At 53.8% G+C, this 20,915-nt stretch carries 19 protein-coding genes; 14 read left to right on the forward strand and 5 right to left on the reverse strand.

Annotated features, from left to right (window positions below; translation table 11 throughout):
• Positions 1-28 precede the first annotated feature (28 nt).
• From ftsW to lpxC, 9 genes are all read left to right on the forward strand, one after another.
• Positions 29-1,252: a putative lipid II flippase FtsW gene (gene ftsW, locus RGQ30_RS02395; RefSeq protein ID WP_420915169.1), complete on the forward strand. Its 1,224-nt coding sequence runs from the start codon at positions 29-31 to the stop codon at positions 1,250-1,252.
• Positions 1,249-2,322 carry an undecaprenyldiphospho-muramoylpentapeptide beta-N-acetylglucosaminyltransferase gene (gene murG / locus RGQ30_RS02400; RefSeq protein WP_130558503.1) on the forward strand — a complete coding sequence of 358 codons (1,074 nt, stop codon included), beginning with the start codon at positions 1,249-1,251 and terminating at the stop codon, positions 2,320-2,322. The genes ftsW and murG overlap by 4 nt, the downstream gene beginning before the upstream one ends.
• Positions 2,323-2,329: 7 nt before the next feature.
• Complete coding sequence (gene murC / locus RGQ30_RS02405) at positions 2,330-3,730, forward strand: UDP-N-acetylmuramate--L-alanine ligase (RefSeq protein ID WP_130558502.1); 1,401 nt, start codon at positions 2,330-2,332, stop codon at positions 3,728-3,730.
• The gene (locus RGQ30_RS02410; RefSeq protein WP_130558501.1) at positions 3,727-4,698 is read left to right on the forward strand and encodes a D-alanine--D-alanine ligase; all 972 of its coding nucleotides are present in this window, start codon (positions 3,727-3,729) and stop codon (positions 4,696-4,698) included. Before murC ends, RGQ30_RS02410 begins: the two co-directional genes overlap by 4 nt.
• Positions 4,699-5,478 carry a cell division protein FtsQ/DivIB gene (locus tag RGQ30_RS02415; RefSeq protein WP_130558500.1) on the forward strand — a complete coding sequence of 260 codons (780 nt, stop codon included), beginning with the start codon at positions 4,699-4,701 and terminating at the stop codon, positions 5,476-5,478.
• Between the two features lie 25 nt (positions 5,479-5,503).
• Positions 5,504-6,736, forward strand: a complete 1,233-nt coding sequence (gene ftsA, locus RGQ30_RS02420) for a cell division protein FtsA (RefSeq protein ID WP_130558499.1) — start codon at positions 5,504-5,506, stop codon at positions 6,734-6,736.
• Between the two features lie 51 nt (positions 6,737-6,787).
• On the forward strand, positions 6,788-7,957 hold the full coding sequence (gene ftsZ, locus RGQ30_RS02425; protein ID WP_130558498.1) for a cell division protein FtsZ: 1,170 nt from the start codon (positions 6,788-6,790) through the stop codon (positions 7,955-7,957).
• 188 nt (positions 7,958-8,145) lie between these two features.
• Positions 8,146-8,649, forward strand: a complete 504-nt coding sequence (locus tag RGQ30_RS02430) for a peroxiredoxin (protein WP_130558497.1) — start codon at positions 8,146-8,148, stop codon at positions 8,647-8,649.
• A gap of 145 nt (positions 8,650-8,794) precedes the next feature.
• On the forward strand, positions 8,795-9,715 hold the full coding sequence (gene lpxC, locus RGQ30_RS02435) for a UDP-3-O-acyl-N-acetylglucosamine deacetylase (RefSeq protein ID WP_130558496.1): 921 nt from the start codon (positions 8,795-8,797) through the stop codon (positions 9,713-9,715).
• A 67-nt stretch (positions 9,716-9,782) separates the two neighbouring features.
• Here the strand turns inward: lpxC and RGQ30_RS02440 are convergent, their stop codons facing one another.
• Positions 9,783-9,974: a hypothetical protein gene (locus RGQ30_RS02440; RefSeq protein ID WP_130558495.1), complete on the reverse strand. Its 192-nt coding sequence runs from the start codon at positions 9,972-9,974 to the stop codon at positions 9,783-9,785.
• Between the two features lie 329 nt (positions 9,975-10,303).
• Here RGQ30_RS02440 and RGQ30_RS02445 point away from each other — a divergent pair, with 329 nt between their 5' ends.
• From RGQ30_RS02445 to RGQ30_RS02465, 5 genes are all read left to right on the forward strand, one after another.
• Positions 10,304-11,281 carry a M23 family metallopeptidase gene (locus RGQ30_RS02445; protein ID WP_298218694.1) on the forward strand — a complete coding sequence of 326 codons (978 nt, stop codon included), beginning with the start codon at positions 10,304-10,306 and terminating at the stop codon, positions 11,279-11,281.
• A gap of 98 nt (positions 11,282-11,379) precedes the next feature.
• Positions 11,380-14,139: a preprotein translocase subunit SecA gene (gene secA / locus RGQ30_RS02450; RefSeq protein WP_130558494.1), complete on the forward strand. Its 2,760-nt coding sequence runs from the start codon at positions 11,380-11,382 to the stop codon at positions 14,137-14,139.
• Positions 14,140-14,174: 35 nt separating this feature from the next.
• A complete protein-coding gene (argJ, locus tag RGQ30_RS02455; protein WP_130558493.1) occupies positions 14,175-15,404 on the forward strand; it encodes a bifunctional glutamate N-acetyltransferase/amino-acid acetyltransferase ArgJ in 1,230 nt (409 codons plus the stop codon).
• A 16-nt stretch (positions 15,405-15,420) separates the two neighbouring features.
• On the forward strand, positions 15,421-16,302 hold the full coding sequence (locus tag RGQ30_RS02460) for an ATP-binding protein (RefSeq protein ID WP_130558492.1): 882 nt from the start codon (positions 15,421-15,423) through the stop codon (positions 16,300-16,302).
• An 8-nt stretch (positions 16,303-16,310) separates the two neighbouring features.
• A complete protein-coding gene (locus RGQ30_RS02465) occupies positions 16,311-17,267 on the forward strand; it encodes a Nudix family hydrolase (protein ID WP_338284683.1) in 957 nt (318 codons plus the stop codon).
• 50 nt (positions 17,268-17,317) lie between these two features.
• Here the strand turns inward: RGQ30_RS02465 and zapD are convergent, their stop codons facing one another.
• The 4 genes from zapD to RGQ30_RS02485 all read right to left on the reverse strand — a co-directional run bounded on the left by zapD (position 17,318) and on the right by RGQ30_RS02485 (position 20,905).
• Positions 17,318-18,127 (reverse strand): cell division protein ZapD, encoded by an 810-nt coding sequence (gene zapD, locus RGQ30_RS02470; protein ID WP_130558490.1) that lies wholly within the window; start codon positions 18,125-18,127, stop codon positions 17,318-17,320.
• 72 nt (positions 18,128-18,199) lie between these two features.
• Positions 18,200-18,826: a dephospho-CoA kinase gene (gene coaE, locus RGQ30_RS02475; RefSeq protein ID WP_130558489.1), complete on the reverse strand. Its 627-nt coding sequence runs from the start codon at positions 18,824-18,826 to the stop codon at positions 18,200-18,202.
• Positions 18,827-18,830: 4 nt separating this feature from the next.
• Complete coding sequence (locus RGQ30_RS02480) at positions 18,831-19,670, reverse strand: prepilin peptidase (RefSeq protein ID WP_130558488.1); 840 nt, start codon at positions 19,668-19,670, stop codon at positions 18,831-18,833.
• Positions 19,667-20,905 carry a type II secretion system F family protein gene (locus RGQ30_RS02485; RefSeq protein WP_130558487.1) on the reverse strand — a complete coding sequence of 413 codons (1,239 nt, stop codon included), beginning with the start codon at positions 20,903-20,905 and terminating at the stop codon, positions 19,667-19,669. Before RGQ30_RS02485 ends, RGQ30_RS02480 begins: the two co-directional genes overlap by 4 nt.
• Between the last annotated feature and the right edge of the window lie 10 nt (positions 20,906-20,915).

A 20,915-nucleotide genomic window follows, 5' to 3' on the forward strand; every position in this document is an offset into this window, starting at 1 on the left:
AAAGTGGGGCAAGAAAGATCCAGTCAACATGCAGTTCAAAAGCCTGATACCCGCAACTGCGAGTGGTGGCGGCATGTCGGCCGCTTCAATGTACGGTGTCAAGCAAGGTACCGGTGCCGCTCGATCCATCGATCAAGGGTTGATTTGGGCCGCGCTTGCATTGTTGTTTTTGGGGCTGGTCATGGTGTACTCCGCCACAGTGGCGCTCCCTGATTCAAGCAAATATGCCAACTATCAAACAACGCACTTTCTCGTGCGCCACGCGTTTTCGATCGCTGTAGCTTTTGCTGCAGCCTTTTGCGTGTTCCAGATCCCCATGAAAACCTGGCAAGAACTGGCACCGCTGGTTTTTCTGTGTTGTATCGCCTTGCTGATTCTGGTTCTGATTCCGGGGATTGGGAAAGAAGTCAACGGTGCCCGTCGATGGCTCTCACTGTATGTGCTAAACATTCAGCCGTCCGAGCTGATGAAAATGTGCGCAATTATTTATGCAGCGGACTACACGGTGCGCAAGCAGGCCTACATGCAGCGATTTGGAAAGGTGTTGTTTCCCATGTTCATGGCCATGTTCCTGGTGGGCATGTTGCTCTTGCTTGAGCCAGACATGGGTGCGTTCATCGTGATCGTGACCGTGGTTTTCGGAATCTTGTTTTTGGGCGGTATCAACGCACGGGTGTTTTTTGGTGTTTTGTTTGCACTCAGCGCAGCTTTCGCACTATTGATTGCTTTCAGCGATTATCGACGCGCTCGTCTGTTGGCCTATCTCGACCCGTGGGAGGGTGACAACGCCTTGAACAAGGCTTACCAATTGTCCCATTCCCTGATTGCCTTTGGGCGAGGAGAGGTATTTGGTGTTGGCCTTGGTGGCAGTGTGGAAAAGCTGCATTACCTGCCCGAAGCGCATACGGATTTCTTGCTGGCTGTCATCGGTGAGGAGCTTGGGTTTGTGGGTGTCACCATTGTCATTCTTCTGTTCCTGTACATCGTGAAGCGATGCTTTGCTGTCGGCGCGCAAGCCATTGCGCTTGAGCGAACCTTCTCTGGTCTGGTGGCCAAGGGTGTTGGTATCTGGATCGCTGTGCAGTGTTTCATCAACATGGGCGTAAATTTGGGCGTGTTACCCACCAAGGGTTTGACCCTGCCACTGATGAGTTATGGCGGTTCTGCCATTTTGGTGACTTGTGCTGCTTTGGCTTTGGTGCTTCGGATTGACTTCGAGAACCGCACCATGATGCGTGGAGGTGCAGCGTGAACAAGCCCCATCGATTGGCGTTGATTGTTGCCGGTGGCACGGGCGGGCATATTTTCCCAGGGCTGAGCGTGGCTTCCGAATTGCAGGCCCGTGGTTGGCAAGTTCAATGGGCAGGTAACCCTGAGGCGATGGAAGGGCGGCTTGTGCCCTCCCAGGGCTTGACGCTGAATACCCTCGTGTTTTCAGGTTTTCGCGGAAAGGGTTTGCTCCAGCAAATGTTCATGCCAGTCAAGCTGTTGAGAGCCTTCTGGACTTCAATTCAGATCTTGCGTCGCACCAGGCCGTCGGTGGTTTTGGGAATGGGTGGTTATGTGGCTTTTCCCCTGGGCATGATGGCCAGTTTGTTGAATATTCCTTTGGTCGTTCACGAGCAGAACTCTGTTGCAGGACTAACCAACAAGCTGTTGGCCAAACTGGCTAACCGGAATCTGGTGGCTTTTCCACAGGCTTTGCCCAACTCCAACTGGGTGGGCAACCCTGTTCGTGAATTGATTGCTGGCCAGCCTGATCCTGCTTCCCGATTTGAAGGTCGTTCAGGCCCGCTCAAGTTGCTGGTGCTGGGTGGCAGTCTTGGGGCGCAAGCCCTGAATGAGGTCGTTCCCAAAGCGTTGGCGCAAATAGAAACATCACAGCGGCCCGAGGTGGTGCACCAGTCAGGAGAAAAAAACCTGCCCGCGTTGCAGCGTAACTATGAGTCGGCAGGTGTTCAGGGTGAGCTTGTTGCATTTATTGATGACGTGGCCCAAGCCATGGCCCAGGCTGATGTCGTAATTTGTCGCGCCGGCGCCATGACAGTTGCAGAAGTGGCAGCCATCGGGGTGGCGGCATTGTTTGTGCCCTTTCCCCATGCGGTGGATGACCACCAGACACACAATGCCGGCTTCTTGATTAAAGACAATGCGGCCTGGTTGTGCCAGCAAAACAAGCTCGATTCCAACTGGCTGGCCAATTGGTTGCGTGGTCTTGATCGTGAAGCCTGTCTTGCGCATGCAGAACGTGCGCGTGCATTGGCAAAACCACACGCCACAAAGGATGTGGCAAATCACATCGAACAGGTTGCAAAGGTATGAGACACCTATGAAACACAAAGTCAAACACGTTCATTTTGTCGGTATCGGTGGCTCAGGCATGAGCGGCATTGCCGAAGTGCTCATCAATCTTGGATACAAAGTCAGTGGATCCGACCTTGCTGATTCAGCTGTCACACAGCGCTTGGCACGACTCGGTGCCACTGTGTTCACAGGGCATGAGCGAACAAACATTGAAGGGGCCGATGCGGTGGTCACCTCCACGGCGGTGAGCGGAAACAACCCGGAAGTGCTTGCAGCCCGTGCTGCTCGTGTACCGGTTGTACCCCGTGCTGTGATGTTGGCTGAGTTGATGCGCTTGAAGCAGGGTATTGCAGTGGCCGGTACACACGGCAAAACAACCACAACCAGTCTTGTGGCCAGTATTTTGGCTGAAGGAAAGCTTGACCCCACTTTCGTGATTGGGGGGCGACTGAATTCTGCGGGTGCCAATGCCAAGTTGGGTACTGGCGAATTCATGGTGGTTGAGGCTGACGAATCGGATGCTTCATTTCTGAACCTGATGCCTGTGATTGCGGTCATTACCAACATTGACGCGGATCACATGGAAACCTATGGCCATGATTTTGCACGGCTGAAACAGGCTTTTGTCGAGTTCACCCAGCGTCTGCCTTTCTATGGCGTAGCTGCTGTGTGCGTGGATGATCCCTGTGTCCGGGAAATCATGCCCTTCGTTTCAAAAACAATCGTGACTTACGGCCTGTCGGAGCAGGCTCAAATTCGAGCTGTCAACGTGCAGGCTTGCCAAGGCCAAATGAAATTCACGGTGCTGCGCGAGGACGAAGCCCCGCTGGATATCACCTTGAATTTGCCCGGTGATCACAACGTTCGTAATTCACTGGCCGCCATTGCAGTGGCCACAGAAATTGGCGTGGCAGACGAAGCCATTGTCAGCGCGCTTGAAAAATTCAATGGCGTGGGACGTCGCTTTCAGCATTACGGCGAGGTGGCCGCCAAAGAGGGAGGGCATTTCGTGGTGGTCGATGACTATGGTCATCACCCCGTTGAAATGGCTGCTACACTCGCGGCCGCGCGTGGCGCCTACCCTGACAAACGTCTGGTGCTTGCCTTTCAGCCACATCGCTATACCCGTACCCGGGACTGCTTTGAAGATTTTGTGAAGGTCTTGGGTACCCCAGACCTGGTGATTTTGTCGGAAGTGTATTCCGCTGGTGAAGCCCCCATTGTGGCTGCAGACGGGCGCTCGTTGGCGCGCGCTGTGCGTGTTGCTGGGCGAACTGAACCTGTTTTTGTTGAAGACATGAATGAGATGGAAAGTACGATTTTGAATATAGCCCGTGATGGCGATTTGGTGATCACGATGGGTGCCGGGTCGATTGGCGGTTTGCCTGGTCGATTGGTGGCTCAGTCACAAGGAGCAACGGCATGACTAACTCTGTCGATCCCAAAAACCTCGGCAAAGTCGTGGTGTTGTTCGGTGGACGTTCTGCCGAGCGGGAAGTGTCATTGAAATCAGGTGCCATGGTGTTGGCTGCACTTCAGCGAAATGGTGTGGACGCTCATGGTTTTGATCCGGCCGAACGCGGCATGATTGAGCTTGCTCAGGGTGGGTTCGATCGCGCGGTCATTTCCCTGCATGGTCGTTTTGGTGAAGACGGCACCATTCAAGGTGTTCTGGAGTGGTTGAACATTCCCTACACTGGCAGCGGAGTGACTGCATCTGCTTTGGCCATGGACAAGATTTTGACCAAGGCAGCCTGGATTAGCCAAGGTTTGTCCACGCCTGATTACGTGCGACTTGAGCCCGGTTTCAATGTGGATGCAGTGGTCAAACGCTTGGGTTTACCGCTGATAGTTAAGCCTGCGCAGGAAGGTTCCACGCTGGGTTTGACCAAGGTAAAAACAGTGGAGCAGTTGCAAGCTGCGTTTGAGTTGGCGTTCAAGTACGACCCGAATGTGCTCGCAGAAAAATTTGTCAGTGGTCAGGAGTTGACCGTGCCTGTGATGGGTGCAGGGAATTCCGCATACGCTCTGCCAGTTATCCGGATTCAAGCACCCGAAGGCAACTACGATTACCACAACAAATACATTGGTAATGAAACAAAATACTTTTGTCCCAGTGGTTTGACTCCGGAATTTGAAGCTGAGGTCCAGGCACTCTGCGTGAAGGCCTACCAGGTCTTGGGCTGTGCCGGCTGGGGTCGTGCAGATGTTCTGGTGGATGAAGGCGGCAAGCCGTGGCTTCTGGAAATGAATACATCCCCTGGCATGACCGATCACTCGCTCGTACCGATGAGTGCGCGGGCCAGTGGCGTGGACTATGACCAACTGGTGTTGCAGATTGCAGCCAGCGCAAGTTTGAAAGCCTCAGGTTTGAATGTGGGGGGAACACGCTGAATGTTGAGCGCCATCTGGAATGACGACAAACTCATGAGCATCATTGCCGGCCTGTTTTCAGCGCTTGCTTTGGTGCTGCTGGGCTATGCGTGCATTCAATGGTTGATTCAACGTCCCGTGTTTGAACTCAAGCGCGTTGAACTGGTTGGTGATGTGGATCGGGTCAATCTGATCGGATTCAAAGCCAATGTGCTGCCCAAAATCGAAGGGACTTTTTTCTCTGCGAATTTGCAAAAAGTGCGTGAGCAGGTTGAAGCGCAGCCCTGGGTGCGCAAAGCGGTTGTTCAACGCACTTGGCCCAGTGGGCTCAAGATCAATATTCAGGGGCATACCCCTTTGGCTTTGTGGGGTGAGACCCGCTTGGTCAACACCTTCGGTGAGGTGTTTTCCGCAAACCTAGCCGAGGTGGGCGATGACCAAAAGCTCTCAGTGTTGAACGGCCCTGCCGGCAGTGAGTTGCTGGTGTCGAAAATGTATGTGTCCAGTATCGAAAAGTTGAAAGGGCTGGGTATGTGGCCTGCACGTGTTGAGCTGTCGGACCGCTACGCCTGGTCGATTCAGACCGACACAGGCATCACGATTGAACTGGGCCGTGAACAGGAAAACTTCAGCATTGAACAAAAAATGGATCGGCTGCTGGCGGTCTATCCAAAAATACAAAGCCAGGTAATGGCAGTGGTGCAGGGCATTGACCTGCGCTACCCACGGGGTGTGGCAGTAAAGGGCGAACGTTTGGCGGTGTCAAAACCCACTGGCGTTTCAAGCGTGAAATTGAATTGAATCTGAAAAATTGAAATTGGGCACCATGAACAAAGAGCCAAAAGATTTGATCGTTGGACTGGACATCGGCACTGCAAAAGTAGTGGCCATGGTCGCAGAGCTATTGCCAGATGGACGCTTCGAGGTCATCGGCGTAGCGCAGCATGAATCCCGCGGACTAAAGAAGGGGGTAGTTGTCAACATCGAGTCCACGGTGCATTCCATTCAACAGGCCTTGGAAGAAGCGGAGTTGATGGCCGATTGCAAAATCAAAACCGTACTGACAGGTATTGCAGGTAGCCACATCCGGAGTTTCAACTCCTCGGGCATGGTCGCGATCAAGGAACGGGAAGTGACACAGGCCGATGTGGCCCGAGTGATTGAAACCGCCAAAGCGGTGAACATTCCCACCGACCAGCAAATTCTGCATGTGTTGCCCCAGGAGTTTATTGTGGATGGGCAGGAAGATGTGCGCGAACCACTGGGCATGAGCGGTGTGCGTCTGGAGACGCGTGTGCACATTGTCACCGGTGCTGTGTCGGCTGCGCAGAACATCGTGAAATGTGTTCGCCGTTGCGGACTTGAAGTCCAAGACCTGATGTTGCAGCCCTTGGCCTCCAGCATGGCTGTTCTCACTGAAGATGAAAAAGAGTTGGGCGTAGCGCTGATCGACATTGGCGGTGGCACCACTGACATCGCTGTATTCACTGGTGGCGCAATTCGACACACCGCAGTGATTCCGATTGCTGGCGACCAAATCACCAATGACATTGCAATTGCTTTGCGTACACCTACACCCGACGCTGAGGAAATCAAGTTGCGCCATGGTGTAGCCAAGCAAGTGCTAGCTGACCCGCATGCAAAAATCGACGTACCCGGTATCGGTGAGCGCGATCCACGTACTTTGTCGAAACAGGCACTTGCCGCTGTCATCGAACCGCGGCTTGAAGAGTTGTTCTTGATGGTGCAGCAGGTCTTGCGCGAGTCAGGCTACGAAGAATTGCTTTCTTCCGGTGTGGTGCTGACCGGTGGTACCAGTTTGATGCCCGGCATTGCAGAGCTTGGCGAGGACATCTTCATGAAACCAGTGCGCATTGGCGTACCCGAATACACGGGCGGTCTGGCGGACATGGTTCGCACCCCCCGTTTTGCAACTGCCATGGGATTGTTGCATGAAGCGCGCGCACAGCACTTGCGTGGTCGCCGCGTTGCATCTCAAGGCGGTGGCCTGAAGCAGACAGTACAGAAAATGAAAGAGTGGTTTTTGGGTAATTTTTAATATTGATTTTTTTCGGCGATCTCAATTTTTGCTAGATAGGAGGCAAACACCATGTCATTTGAAATTCTCGAGACAGAAACCCAAGGGACTGTCATTAAGGTTGTTGGCGTAGGCGGTGCGGGCGGCAATGCCGTGGCGCACATGATTGCGCAGGGTGTACAAAATGTTGAATTCATTTGTGCCAACACCGATGCACAAGCTTTGGCCAAAACCAAAGCCAATGTGCTGATCCAGTTGGGTAAAACCGGTTTGGGTGCAGGTGCCAAACCTGAGGCAGGTCGTCAAGCCGCCGAGGAAGACCGTGACCGCATTCGCGACGCACTGCGTGGCGCGCACATGGTGTTCATCACTGCAGGCATGGGTGGTGGAACCGGTACTGGTGCAGCCCCGGTGGTTGCCGAAGTGGCGCAAGAATTGGGTATTTTGACAGTTGCTGTGGTCACCAAGCCTTTCGAATTTGAAGGCACCAAGCGTTGCAAAGCAGCAGAAGAAGGTTTGGAAAAGTTGTCCAGTAAAGTCAATTCACTGATCATCGTGTTGAACGAAAAGCTGCTGGAAGTGGTCGGTGACGACGCAACCCAGGAAGACTGCTTCATTGCAGCCGACGACGTGTTGCACAACGCCTGCGCCGGCATTGCTGAAATCATCAATGTTGAAGGCAATGTGAACGTCGACTTCGAAGATGTGAAAACAATCATGTCGGAAGTGGGCAAAGCCATGATGGGCACCGCGACGGCCAATGGTCCTGACCGGGCGCGTGAAGCCGCCGAGCAAGCCATTGCCTCCCCATTGCTGGAAGGTGTGGATTTGTCTGGAGCGCGTGGCGTTCTGGTCAACATCACTTCAAGCAAAAGTCTCAAGTTGAAAGAAACCAAAGAAGTCATGAACATCATTCGTGCCTACGCTGCGGAAGATGCCACGGTTATTTTTGGTACAGCCTACGATGAAACAATGGGCGACGATCTGCGTGTAACAGTGGTTGCAACAGGCTTGGGTCGCAAGGTGGCCAAACCTACTCTGGTACAGGCTGAGCAATACCAGCCGGCAGCTCGTACAGGTACATTTGATGCTGTAGGTGGACAGCAGGGCGGGATAAACTACGAAACCCCCGCCGTGTTCCGCAATCCTCGTGACAGCGCCGCAACCCGAGTGCAAGCGTTGCAAGACAGTGGCATGGATCGTTTTGACATTCCAGCATTCTTGCGTCGTCAAGCAGATTAAATGAGACCGTAGTGGTTTCTGCGCAAGCGATTGGTTTCTCGAGAGTATGTTCGGGGGACCCGTGTCCTATCAACACCTGCGGATAGGCAGGGTGGAAAAGTACGCAGTTTTGCCGAAGACTGTGAATGCCCTGCCTGTCCCAGGTCGCTTGTCTGGTGTATGTTTGTAGTTTTGGTGGAGAAGTAAAAATGACAATTCAGATTGGTGACAAGTTGCCCAGCGCAACACTGTTCGAGTTTTTTCATGAAGAAACAGCGGGTTGTTCGCTGGGCCCCAACGCGTTTGAGGTTCAAAAGGAAGCTGCTGGCAAAACCATCGCAATTCTGGCGTTGCCCGGCGCTTACACGCCGACCTGCTCCGCCAAGCATGTGCCTGGTTTTATCGAAAATTCCGATGCATTCAAGGCCAAAGGCGTGGATGAGATCTGGTGCATTTCCGTCAACGACGCGTTCGTGATGGGTGCTTGGGGCAAGTCTCAGGGCGCCGACGGCAAGGTAAGGATGATGGCTGATGGATCAGCCGAGTTCACCAAAAAAATCGGGATGGAGTTCGACTTGACCGCACGTGGTCTGGGTCTGCGCTCACAGCGCTATTCCATGCTGGTTCAAGATGGAGTGGTGAAACAACTGAATCTGGACGCTCCCGGCGCATTTGAGGTGAGCACGGCCGAGAAGCTTTTGTCCCAGATTTGAATATGCTGTGAAAAGCAGGGTAAATCGTGCACTTTTGCGACACTTTTACCCTGTTTTTAACCCATTTTGAGCTTGACCTCCACGAAAAATCTTGGGTTGAAGAGTCCGGGTGGTTACACTTCGATGACAATTCAAGGAATGTTGTGTGAAACAGAGAACCCTAAAACAGGTGTTGAGTGCCACGGGCATCGGTTTGCATTCAGGCAAACGGGTGACCATGACTTTGCGCCCCGCACCTCCTGACACCGGGATTGTATTCAGACGGGTTGATTTGCCCGAGCCTGTGGATTTTCCCGTCAATGCGCTGGCCATTGGTGACACGCGCATGGCCTCAACCCTCGAGAAAGACGGGGCCAAGGTATCCACAATTGAACACTTGATGTCCGCCCTGTGTGGCTTGGGTGTTGATAATGCTTACATTGACCTCACCGCAGTCGAAGTGCCGATCATGGATGGCAGTGCAATCTCTTTTGTCTTTCTGATCCAGCAGGCCGGTTTGGTCGAGCAATCTGCGCTTAAAAAATTCATTCGGGTCAAAAAAGCAATTGAAATACGTGAAGGGCAAGGGGCGGGACTGAAATACGCCAGCCTGAGGCCTTATGAAGGCTTTCGGTTGAAGTTTGAAATCGATTTTGGTCACCCGGCTATCGACAAAACCGGGCAAATGGTCGAGATTGATTTTTCAAGCACATCTTTCACCCGCGACATTGCACGCGCGCGCACTTTCGGTTTCACCCAAGACGTTGAAACCCTGCGCAACCTTGGCCTGGCGCTAGGTGGCAACCTTGACAATGCCATTGTGATGGACGAATACCGCATCCTGAATCCGGACGGATTGCGTTACGACGATGAGTTTGTCAAACACAAAGTGCTGGACGCCATCGGTGACTTGTACGTGATTGGTCATCCCATTATTGGTGAATATCAGGCATTCCGTTCGGGGCATGGCTTGAATAACCAGTTGATTCGGGCTCTGATCAAGGATCCGAGTGCCTACGAAGTGGTTACTTTTGAAAGTGTCAGGGAAACCCCCACAGTATTTCGTGCCGATTGGGCTGTGGCCTGATTGGCGTCAATTCTAAACAAGCATCAGATCCTGAAAAATCAGGTATCCTTCAACCGTTAACGAAGTTTCACTTGAATTTGTGGTGCTTGTTCAGGGCTTGAGTGGCCTCCTTGATCGGAGAGTCTTCAAGCCTGTTCTCGAGATCCAGCCAGGCTTTTTTCGCTGCATCCGAGAACACCGCCTTCTTGGGGCGTCTTTCCAGTTGTTTCGAAGTCAGTGGATTGGTTTGTATCTGTAGCTGAATATCGTTTATATTCATGCTCGAATTCTGCAAATGTTGAATCAGGCTAGGTAGCGACTGCCTAAGGCGTGTCAGCGCTGCCGGTGTTGACACGAAAATTTTTAGTTTGTCCTTTTTGACGGGTCCCACGCTGAATGTAACGCCACGCAAAGATGGCCAGGTGTGGATGATTTTCTCCAGTCGACGTGATTGCGCCGCTTGAGTGATCAGAGAGCTTGTTTGCGGTTCCTGCATCAGGCTCGCTAGGGGTGATAGTGCGGAATGCTTGGATTTCACCTGGTGTTCTCGCTAAAACCCGTTAAAAAGTGGGTAAGTTCGGTTCGCTACGCGGATTGAGGAGGTTATACATGCAGTTAATCCTTATGCGGGGTCCTTTTTCTCGCACCAGTGTATTCAGTATCAAGAAAAGCCACATTGTATTGTTGTCTGCATTGCTTGTCCTCACGGCAAGTGGTTTCACCATGGCCGGCCTGTATCTGGCTGCCAGATTTGGTGAAGACATACCTGTCATTCAGGACATTGTATATTCACGCCAACTGGCCAAGCACCATGTTGTTTCTGAAACGGGCAGCCCACTGGATGCAATGGCCATTCGCCTTGCAGAAATGCGTGCTCAATTGGCTCGTCTCGATGCGGTCAGCGTGCGGCTTTTGAAATCCAACGGTTTGGACTCACAAGTGACCCTGACTGAGCAATTGGGCCAGGGGGGGCTGCGGCACAAAGATGAAAAGTCCCTTAGCTATCGGGAAGTCAAGGACACCTTGACGGATGTGGCCAGGCAAATTGAGCGTCAGGCGGATGTTTTCAGTGTAATCGATGCCGATCTGCAAACTGCCCGGGTCAAGTTCTTGAGTGTGCCCAATGAGTCTCCCTTGACGGACACGATCGCGGTTAGCAATTTTGGCAATCGAATTGACCCGTTCACAGGTCGGCGAGCAAGTCATGAAGGCATCGACTTCATCGCACCCACGGGGACACCGATTCTGGCAGCCGCCGCTGGCGTGGTCGTGGAAGCCAAGTGGCACCCCGGTTACGGCAATATGATCGAAATCGAGCACAACAACAAGACCACAACACGGTATGCGCACGCTTCCAAGTTGTTGGTGCAGCCAGGCGACATCGTTCGTCTGGGCGAAAAAATTGCCTTGGTCGGCAATACGGGGCGTTCAACAGGCCCTCATCTGCATTTTGAAGTGCGGGTGGACGGTGTGGCGCAAGACCCCAATAAATTCCTTGAAAAGCATGGACTTCCCCGACCAGGGCCTGCCACCATTACTGCCTTGAACGGCTTATTCTCGGAACGCGCTCCATTGCCGCTTGACTAGGCTGCCCGTGCTAAACTTCTAGGCTGTTTTTGGAATCGACCGGACTCAAAACCGGTCGATTGACTTTCAGGCCCTCCGGGGTCGAACCAGCCGACACTATGATCACAGACACTCTTAAAAAGCTTTTTGGTAGCCGCAACGAACGGTTGCTGAAAACCTACCGAAAATCCGTCATCCAGATCAACGCGCTTGAGCCGACCATTCAGGCCCTGAGCGACGATGCACTGCGCGCCAAAACCAACGAATTCAAGGCAAGACTTGCTCAAGGTGAAACACTCGACGCCCTGCTGCCCGAGGCTTTCGCTGTCGTGCGTGAAGCCAGTGTGCGCGTGTTTGGCATGCGGCACTTCGATGTTCAACTGATTGGCGGCATGGCCCTGCACCAAGGCAAAATTTCCGAAATGCGGACGGGTGAAGGAAAGACCCTGGTTGCGACTTTGCCGGCTTATCTCAATGCGCTGGAAGGCAAGGGTGTTCACGTGATTACCGTGAACGATTACCTGGCCTCGCGTGATGCGGCCTGGATGGGCAAGCTGTACGGGTTTTTGGGTTTGAGCGTAGGTTGCAACCTGTCGCGCATGCCACATGATCAAAAGCAGTCCGCTTACGCCTCAGACATCACATACGGCACCAACAACGAATTCGGTTTCGATTACCTCCGTGACAACATGGTGTACAGCGTGGGCGAGCGTGTGCAGCGCGGGCTGAACTACGCGATTGTCGACGAAGTGGACTCGATTTTGATCGATGAGGCACGCACGCCCTTGATCATCTCGGGTCAGGCCGACGACCACACGGAAATGTACCGCAAGCTCGATGGTCTTCCCAAAAGCCTGGTGCGCATGAAAGAAGAGCAGCGTCCAGGCGAGCCCGAGATTGAAGGCGACTTTTATGTCGATGAAAAAGGTCACCAGATCCAGATGAGTGAATCCGGCCATGAAAAGGCCGAGCAGATCCTCAGTCAAATGGGCCTTCTGCCCGAAGGCGCAAGCCTTTACGACGCAGCGAATATTTCGCTGATGCACCATGTCATGGCGGCATTGCGCGCGCACAACCTGTTTCACAAAGACCAGCATTATGTGGTTCAGAACGGTGAAGTCATCATCGTGGACGAATTCACCGGCCGTCTGATGCCGGGCCGCCGCTGGTCCGATGGTTTGCACCAGGCGGTTGAGGCCAAGGAAGGGGTACGCATTCAGGCTGAAAACCAGACCCTGGCTTCCATCACATTCCAGAACTACTTCCGGATGTACAAAAAGCTGTCGGGCATGACCGGTACTGCTGATACTGAAGCCTTTGAATTCCAGTCCATTTATGGGCTTGAAACGGTCATCATCCCCACGCACCGCCCTGTTCAGCGCAAAGACGCGCAAGACAAAATCTACAAAAGCGCGCGTGAAAAATACAATGCAATTCTTGAAGATATCAAGGATTGCTACGAGCGCGGCCAGCCCGTGCTGGTGGGTACCACCTCGATTGAAAACTCGGAACTGATCGCGACCTTTCTTGAAAAGGAAAAGCTGCCGCACAACGTACTGAACGCCAAGCAACACGAGCGTGAAGCCGAAATTGTGGCCCAGGCGGGTCGCCCAAAGGCAATCACGATTGCGACCAACATGGCTGGTCGGGGAACCGACATCGTACTGGGCGGCAACCTGGAGCGGGAGCTCGCCGGGATTGAAAACAATCCCGAGATCGATGAAGCGCAGAAGCCCGCACTCATTGAAAAAGCCCGCGCGGAATGGAAGCTGCGCAACCAGGCCGTGCTTGAATCCGGTGGTTTGCACATCATTGGTTGCGAGCGCCATGAAAGCCGGCGTATTGACAACCAGCTGCGTGGACGTGCCGGCCGCCAGGGCGATGCCGGTTCATCCCGCTTCTACTTGTCGATGGAAGACCAGTTGCTGCGCATTTTTGCAGGTGATCGCGTTCGCGCCATCATGGAGCGCTTGAAACTGCCGGAAGGCGAGGCCATTGAGGCGGGTATTGTGTCCCGCTCCATCGAGTCAGCACAGCGCAAGGTGGAAGGCCGCAACTTCGACATTCGCAAGCAGTTGCTTGAGTATGACGATGTGTCCAACGAACAGCGCAAGATCATTTACACCCAGCGCAATGAAATTCTGGAATCAGACCAAATTCGAGAAACCATTGGCAATTTGCGTCACGGTGCCCTTGAGGCCGTGTTCCGCGAGTACGTGCCTGAGGAATCAGTCGAAGAACAGTGGGATCTGGCCGGGCTTGAGAACGTTCTGCGCAATGAATATCAGCTGGAAGCAACACTGGTCAAATGGCTTGAAGACGATGCCAAGAGTTCGGACGAAGACTTCCTGAAGCGTGTACTTCAAATGGCCAGCGAAGTTTACGATGCCAAGGTGCAGCTGGTTGGTCTGGAGTCTTTCTCCAAGTTCGAGAAGACCTTGCTGTTGCAAAGCATTGATACGCATTGGCGCGAGCATTTGGCTGCGCTGGACTATCTGCGCCAAGGTATTCACCTGCGCGGTTATGCGCAGAAAAACCCCAAGCAGGAATACAAACGCGAGGCGTTTGAGTTGTTCGGTGCTTTGCTGAATCGGGTTCGCGACGAAGTGGCCAAAGTGCTGTTGACCGTTCGCGTGCAGTCTGCAGAGCAGGTACAGCAGGTTGAGCAGCAGCTTGAAGAGCAGGCCTCTGCGCACCTTGAAAATGCACAGTACCAGCATCCCGATGCTGAAGGGGATGACGCCTCTGTCCAAGCGGAGGACTCTGCAGCCGCAGCGGCCAATGTACCGCGCCGCGTCAGTGAAAAGGTAGGGCGTAACGACCCGTGCCCCTGTGGTTCCGGCAAGAAATACAAGCAATGCCACGGAAAGATTTCCTGATTTTTTTATATCGATACGCGTAGGAGTTGCCTGAAATGCCTGTGAATTTGAATGTGCCTGCCGCTGAGTCCCTGTTTCCCGTTGCTGGTTTGGACATGGGGTATGCCATGGCACACATTCGCAAGCCGAATCGCAAGGACGTTCTGGTGGTTCGCATTGCTGAAGGCAGCAGCGTGTCGGGCGTCTTCACAACAAACAGGTTTTGTGCGGCACCCGTGCAGGTGTGTCAAGCCAACTTGAAAGTGGGCAAGGGCATACGTGCACTGGTCGTGAACACGGGTTGTGCCAATGCAGGTACAGGCGAACGCGGTTTGGCCGATGCACGCGCCACCACTGCCAAAGTGGCAGAGCTGTTGAGTGTGCAGCCCGAGCAGGTACTTGTGTTCTCCACTGGCGTCATTCTGGAAAACCTGCCGATGGATCGCCTGTTGCCCGGAATCGAGCAAGCGGTTGCTGGCTTGGGCCAGGCGAACTGGCTGGATGCAGCAACATCCATCATGACCACCGACACCTTGCCCAAGGCAAGTAGCCGCAAACTGGCAGTGGGGTCTGGCGAAATCACCATCACTGGCGTGTCCAAAGGGGCAGGCATGATCCGCCCCAATATGGCCACCATGCTGGGTTACCTGGCCACCGATGCAACCATTGCCCAGCCTGTGCTGGATCGGTGGACCACTGCAATGGCCGATGCCTCATTCAATCGAATTACCATTGATGGCGATACCTCCACCAATGACAGCTTCGTGGTCATTGCAACTGGTCAGAGCAAAGCAGTCAATATTCAAACCGGGCAAGAGCCGGAAGCGGCCCAAGTGTTCGAGGCTTTGAAGGCCGAATCCATCAAGCTGGCGCAGGCCATTGTTCGTGACGGCGAAGGTGCTACCAAGTTCATTACCATCCAGGTTGAACAGGCGGGTACCGAGGAAGAGGCGTTGAAAGTGGCCTACGCAATAGGCCATTCACCCTTGGTCAAAACCGCATTTTTTGCATCAGACCCCAATTTGGGCCGTATTCTGGCTGCTGTGGGTTATGCAGGCATCGATGACCTGGAACAAACGCGAATCCAGCTTTACCTGGGTGATGTGTACGTGGCTCAAAATGGTGGACGTCACCCTGACTACCGCGAAGAGCAGGGGCAGGCTGTGATGAATGACGCCGAGATTACTGTCCGCGTTCAGCTCGGGCGAGGCTCGGCTTCTACCATGGTGTGGACCACGGATTTCTCTCATGAATACGTGACCATCAACGCCGACTACCGCAGTTGATTGGGTCATTGGCACCATGAGCACGCAGCACGGCGACAAGCACAACATCGACACCCAGGCCATTCTAGAGCAGCTCAGCCGCATTGCGCAGGCCCTGGAGCAGGGTGTCATGAAAGCGCCCAACGACTGGAACGCTTCCACGGCATTTCGCCTTCACCACCGGGCAGGACAGTTGCGTTTGGAGCCTGTAAAAACCGTTGAATCGCTGGATGCGGCCGTGTTGAAAAACATCGGCCCGCAACTCGACAAGGTCGATCAGAATACCCACCAGTTTGTGAAAGGCCTGCCGGCCAACAACGTGCTGTTGACGGGTGCCCGTGGTACCGGCAAATCCAGCTTGGTTCGGGCCATGCTCAGCCGCTACGCTGCACAAGGGTTGCGATTGATTGAGGTGGACAAGTCCGATTTGCTGTTCCTGCAAGATGTGGTCGACCTGGTTAATGGGCGTCCCGAGCGCTTCATCGTGTTCTGTGACGACCTCTCATTTGAAGACGGTGAAGCCGGTTACAAAGCCCTGAAAAGCGTACTGGATGGATCCATTGCCGGTACATCCGACAATGTGCTAATTTACGCCACGTCCAACCGTCGTCATTTGTTGCCGCAAATGATGAAAGACAACTTGCAAACCCAGCACCTCGACAATGGGGAAATTCGCCCGGCCGAGGGCATTGAGGAAAAAGTATCCCTCTCGGATCGCTTCGGGGTTTGGGTGTCTTTTCATGCCTTCAGCCAGGATGAGTACCTTGCGGCAGTTCAGGTTTGGCTGGCCCATTTCAACATGCCCTACACCGAAGATGCACGTCACATCGCGTTGCGCTGGACCATCGAGCGTGGAAGCCGCAGTGGCCGACTTGCCTATCAATTCGCCAAGCACTGGGCTGGCACCAAAGGCTTGTGAGCGCCATTGTGAACACTGTTGTAAAGCCCCGCATTGATGTTGCCGTTGCCGTGGTCTTCAACACACATGGGCAAGTGCTTTGGGCCTGCCGCCCAGAAGGCAAACCTTACGCGGGCTACTGGGAGTTCCCTGGCGGAAAGGTGGAGGCCGCTGAGGGTGTTTGGCGTGCCCTTGTCCGTGAACTCAAGGAAGAGTTGGATATCACCGCCACCCAGGGTGGCCCGTGGTTTCTGATTGAACATGATTATGAACACGCCAACGTGCGCTTGCACCTGTACCGCGTGTGGGCATTTGAAGGCGATCCCAGGCCGCTGGAAAAGCAGGCCTTTACTTGGGCCAGCCTCGACAGTTCGGACCTATCCCCTATTTTGCCTGCCACGGAGCCATTGCTACCCAAGCTGGCGCAGCCCGTCCTGATGGCCTTGAGCAATTATGGGGCAGGGTTTGACGCGTGTGCGAAAAGGTTGGAAAGCGCTTTGGAAGGCCTTCATACCTCCGTCTATGTTCAGTTCCGTGAAAAAGCCCTGCAGGGTGATGCCCTGATTCGTGCGTACGAACACTGTTACGCGCTATGCCAAAAAACCGGCCAGTCCATGTTGCTGAATTCCGAAACCTGGTTGAGTTTGCGGGAAAGTCTCGAGGCTTTGCCTTGTCCCCTGCATTTGACGGAAGCACATCTGCATTCTGGCGAATTTGCGAATTTGCAATGCGCAGGCGCTTCGGTTCACAGCGCAGCGTCACTGGCGCTTGCCTTTGACCGTGGGCTCAGTTATGCCGTGTTGGGTACAGTTCATGCCACAGCCTCTCATCCGGGACAGTCGGGTATGGGGTGGGCGCAATTTCAGGCGCTTGTTCAGGCTGCGCGCTTGCCCGTTTTTGCAATTGGTGGTTTAGCCAGTTCAGACCTGCGAATGGCGCAACAGCATGGCGCGCATGGCGTGGCCATGTTGAGCCAGTTCAAGTGACATTAAAGGGAATCGGTAGGTAAACGCCAGTTGTGCGCCGAGGTTAAGAGTTACAGATTGCAAAGGCGAATCTTCAGTTCGATTGGGTCCAGATAAGGGTTGTTTTTGCTGACTCCGTTCGCATTTGGAATATTGAATCGAATCCACAGCATGTACTTGTTGGCACTAAATTCCGGTACCACTTCAAGTTCGTTTGGCAGATCCACCCGCAACAACTGAAACGACTTCCCGCTCATTTGTTGGGTGTAGTTGCCCTGTTCGGCAACAACCACGTTCATCTCTCCGCTGTGTCGAAGGATTTTCAAGACCAGCGCAATGGCATTCGCCAAGGGTTTCATGGGTTCAAACCAGATGTCGATGTCTTGTCGGCGTGCTTGCGCACTTCGGGATTGCCACCGGTGATAACCGGGCAGGTCGAATTCGCACACTCCACCAGGTATGGTGCAACGGCTGCGAATAATCATCAGGAATTCATTGTCGCGAAGGTGATAGCCCAGGCGACCATTGCATTGGTTTAACTGGGTCGACGCCAGGTCAATGCTGGAAAGTGTGTCTTCCAGCATGTGTCGATCCACACCGGGATGACCGCGAAATTGGGCAAGCGATGCACCTTGCCGTTCGAGCTCTTGCAGAAGATCGCTTTTCAGGTCGGCGCGCGAGCCTACTTCGATAATTTCAAACAGCGTCAGCAGTGCTGTGTGGTGGTCCAGCCGGTGATCGCGTGACACGAAGAACATGAACTTCGCGAACAAATCCTCCAGCCGCAAAAGCGTACGAATTCTCTCATTGAGTGGAAACTCGTAGGTGGTGGTTTGGCTGACCTGCTGGGGGGTCTGTCGATCGTCTGTAACTTGAGTCACCGAGGCGTCGCAATTAAAAAGAAAGGCATGTGTGATTGTGGCGCACCTGTTCTTTTCTTGCAAATGGCATGCTCATTTTTTGGCCTTTTTTATCAGCTTTTCGTGCAGAACATCGACTTTTTGAATGAGCTCGGGCAAGTCACCGGTGTTTTCAATCACATGGTCAGCCCCCTTGGTGCGAACTTCACGGCTGGCCTGGTTGTTGATCACCGCGCGAACTTGTGTTTCTGGCCAACCATTGCGTTGAATCACGCGCTCGACTTGTTGATCAACAGGGCAATCCACCACTACGATGTCGTCCATGAGTTCTCCCCATCCGCCCTTCTCGAAGAGCAGCGGAACCACCACCACGAAATACTGCAAAGCGCCTTGTGCAAGTTGGCGTTGAACTTCTTCCCGAATTTTCGGGTGCAGAATTCTTTCCAGTGCCACGCGTTGTTCAGGGTTCTTGAACACCAGCGCCCGCATGTGGTCCCTGTTCATGCTGCCATCAGGCAATACGGCTTGATCACCAAACGCGCGGCGAATATTGGCAATCGCCAAGCCACCAGTTTGTGTCAGGCTGTGGGCAATTTCATCGGTGTCGATGATGGTTGCCCCCAATTCCTTCAGGCGATTTGATACGGCAGTTTTTCCCGAGCCGATGCCGCCGGTCAGCCCCACCACCAGTTCGTCCGGTTTTCTAAAAGCCTTGTGCATGGTGTCAAATCCAGCGTGTCAAATCGAAGCCGGCCATCCAGGCGAAGGCGCCCATGACCAGACAGGGGCCAAATGGAAAAGCATCGGTTTTCTTCTTGCCGCGAATGGTCTGAATAATCAAGCCGAACACAATGCCAAAGACCGAGGCAAAAAACACCACGCTGAACAACGAGCCAACGCCCAGCCATGCGCCGATGGCTGCCAGCAGTTTGAAGTCGCCATAGCCCATGCCTTCTTTACCGGTGAACAGTTTGAATGCCTGGTAGATGAACCACAACACCAGGTAACCCAAGGCTGCACCCGACACCGCACTTTCCAGCGGAACAAAGCCCCCCAGCAGGTTGACGATCAGGCCAGCCCACATCAAGGGCAAGGTCAGGCTGTCGGGCAGCAGGTAGGTGTCAAGGTCAATCACGGCAAGCACCAACAGGCAAGCAGCAAAGGCCATCAAGGCCAATCCTGAAAGCCCGGGTGGTTGGGTATAGGCCACAGCCGCAAACAGGGCGGCACACAACAGTTCAACAATCGGATAGCGCCATGACACTGCGCTGTGGCAATGGCCACATTTTCCGCGCAGTAGCAGGAACGACAACACCGGGATGTTGTGCCAGATTTTCAACGGTGTTTTGCACGCTGGGCAATGCGAGGCCGGCAGCCACAGGTTGAACCGTGGAAGTTGTTCCGGTTCGCGGCCTTGGGCCTCGGCCAGGTCTGAGTCCCATTCGCGTTGCATCATGATGGGCAGTCGGTAGGCCACCACATTCAGGAATGATCCCGCACACAGTCCCAGCAAAATGCCAAGGATCAGCCAGTGCATGGGGTCCATGCTGTTCAGCGCTGTCAAACAATGCCTCCAATGTTGAAAATCGGCATGTACATTCCCACAATCAGTACACCCACCAATACCCCGATCACACACATGATCATGGGCTCCATCACTGTGGACAGTGTGTCGACCTTGTCGTCGAGGTTGGTTTCATATTGATTGGCCAGTCGCTCAAGCATAGCGTCCATTCGGCCCGATTCTTCCCCGATGCGTATCATCTGGATGGATTCCGGTGGAAAAATCTGACTCTTTTCCATGCTGTCTGAAACCCGGGCCCCTGAAGCCACGGCCTGTCGAATATCCAGTGTGGCATTCTGAAATGATTGAATTTGCGCAACACCCGCGACAGATTCCAGCGCGGATGTAATGGGCACACCCGAGGCGCTCAAGGTGGCAAAGGTGCGAGTCCACCGTGCGTGAACAGCAGTTTTCATCAGGTCCCCGATGAAGGGAATTTTAAGCAACAGTACATCGGCTGCGTTACGGAACTTCAGGTTTTTGCGATAAGCCTGAAACAGGCTGTAAGCCGCAAGCCCGACTGCACCCAGCAGCACAAGGCCATGGGCTTGAAGGAAATCGGACGCGGCGAGCAGCATCAAGGTCAGTGCTGGCAGTTCGGCTTCAAACTGGCTGTATACCGATTTGAATGAGGGCAGCACAAACAGCAGCATGCCCAGCGTGACCGCTATCGCCACCAGCACCACGATCGACGGGTATACCATGGCCTTGCGAACCTTTTGTCGAATGCGCAGGCTTTTCTCGATGTGGGTGGCCAGGCGACCCAGCGCAGTGTCCAGCTCGCCCGCATTTTCTCCTGCCGACAGGGTGTTGCAAAACAGGGTATCGAAGCACCGGGGGTGTTTGCGCATGGCTTCGCTGAGTTTGAGGCCACTTTCCACATCGGCCCGAATGGCGCGAACAACGCTTTGCATGCTGCGTTTGGATTTGCTGGTCATCCCGCCCGAAATCAAACCCAGGCTTTGGCCCAGTGGAACTCCGGATTGGATCATGACCGCCAACTGGCGAACGAATGAAGCCACTACGGCCAGCTTGATCTTTCCGGTGCCATTTCCCCTGGATTTTTTCAGGGATTCTGCCTTCACGCCCTGTCTGCTCAGCAGGTAACGGGCATGGTCTGCCGATTTGGCGCGAATTTCTCCTGACCTAGCTTTGCGGTTGGTGCCTTTCGCTTTCTCCGTCCAAAAGAACAGCACTTCCCCGGCTTGGGGTTTGTCTCGAAAGTTTGCACTCATGGCCCGCCCG

This window comes from Limnobacter thiooxidans (assembly GCF_036323495.1).
In the GTDB taxonomy this organism is placed as follows: domain Bacteria; phylum Pseudomonadota; class Gammaproteobacteria; order Burkholderiales; family Burkholderiaceae_B; genus Limnobacter; species Limnobacter thiooxidans.

Coding starts and splice junctions, on each gene's coding strand:
- RGQ30_RS02410 (WP_130558501.1), top strand. CDS start 3,727: ATGACTAACTCTGTCGATCCCAAAAACCTCGGCAAAGTCGTGGTGTTG.
- murC (WP_130558502.1), top strand. CDS start 2,330: ATGAAACACAAAGTCAAACACGTTCATTTTGTCGGTATCGGTGGCTCA.
- RGQ30_RS02485 (WP_130558487.1), bottom strand. CDS start 20,905: ATGAGTGCAAACTTTCGAGACAAACCCCAAGCCGGGGAAGTGCTGTTC.
- ftsZ (WP_130558498.1), top strand. CDS start 6,788: ATGTCATTTGAAATTCTCGAGACAGAAACCCAAGGGACTGTCATTAAG.
- coaE (WP_130558489.1), bottom strand. CDS start 18,826: ATGCACAAGGCTTTTAGAAAACCGGACGAACTGGTGGTGGGGCTGACC.
- RGQ30_RS02430 (WP_130558497.1), top strand. CDS start 8,146: ATGACAATTCAGATTGGTGACAAGTTGCCCAGCGCAACACTGTTCGAG.
- argJ (WP_130558493.1), top strand. CDS start 14,175: ATGCCTGTGAATTTGAATGTGCCTGCCGCTGAGTCCCTGTTTCCCGTT.
- RGQ30_RS02415 (WP_130558500.1), top strand. CDS start 4,699: ATGTTGAGCGCCATCTGGAATGACGACAAACTCATGAGCATCATTGCC.
- ftsW (WP_420915169.1), top strand. CDS start 29: ATGCAGTTCAAAAGCCTGATACCCGCAACTGCGAGTGGTGGCGGCATG.
- RGQ30_RS02460 (WP_130558492.1), top strand. CDS start 15,421: ATGAGCACGCAGCACGGCGACAAGCACAACATCGACACCCAGGCCATT.
- secA (WP_130558494.1), top strand. CDS start 11,380: ATGATCACAGACACTCTTAAAAAGCTTTTTGGTAGCCGCAACGAACGG.
- ftsA (WP_130558499.1), top strand. CDS start 5,504: ATGAACAAAGAGCCAAAAGATTTGATCGTTGGACTGGACATCGGCACT.
- RGQ30_RS02445 (WP_298218694.1), top strand. CDS start 10,304: ATGCAGTTAATCCTTATGCGGGGTCCTTTTTCTCGCACCAGTGTATTC.
- RGQ30_RS02440 (WP_130558495.1), bottom strand. CDS start 9,974: ATGAATATAAACGATATTCAGCTACAGATACAAACCAATCCACTGACT.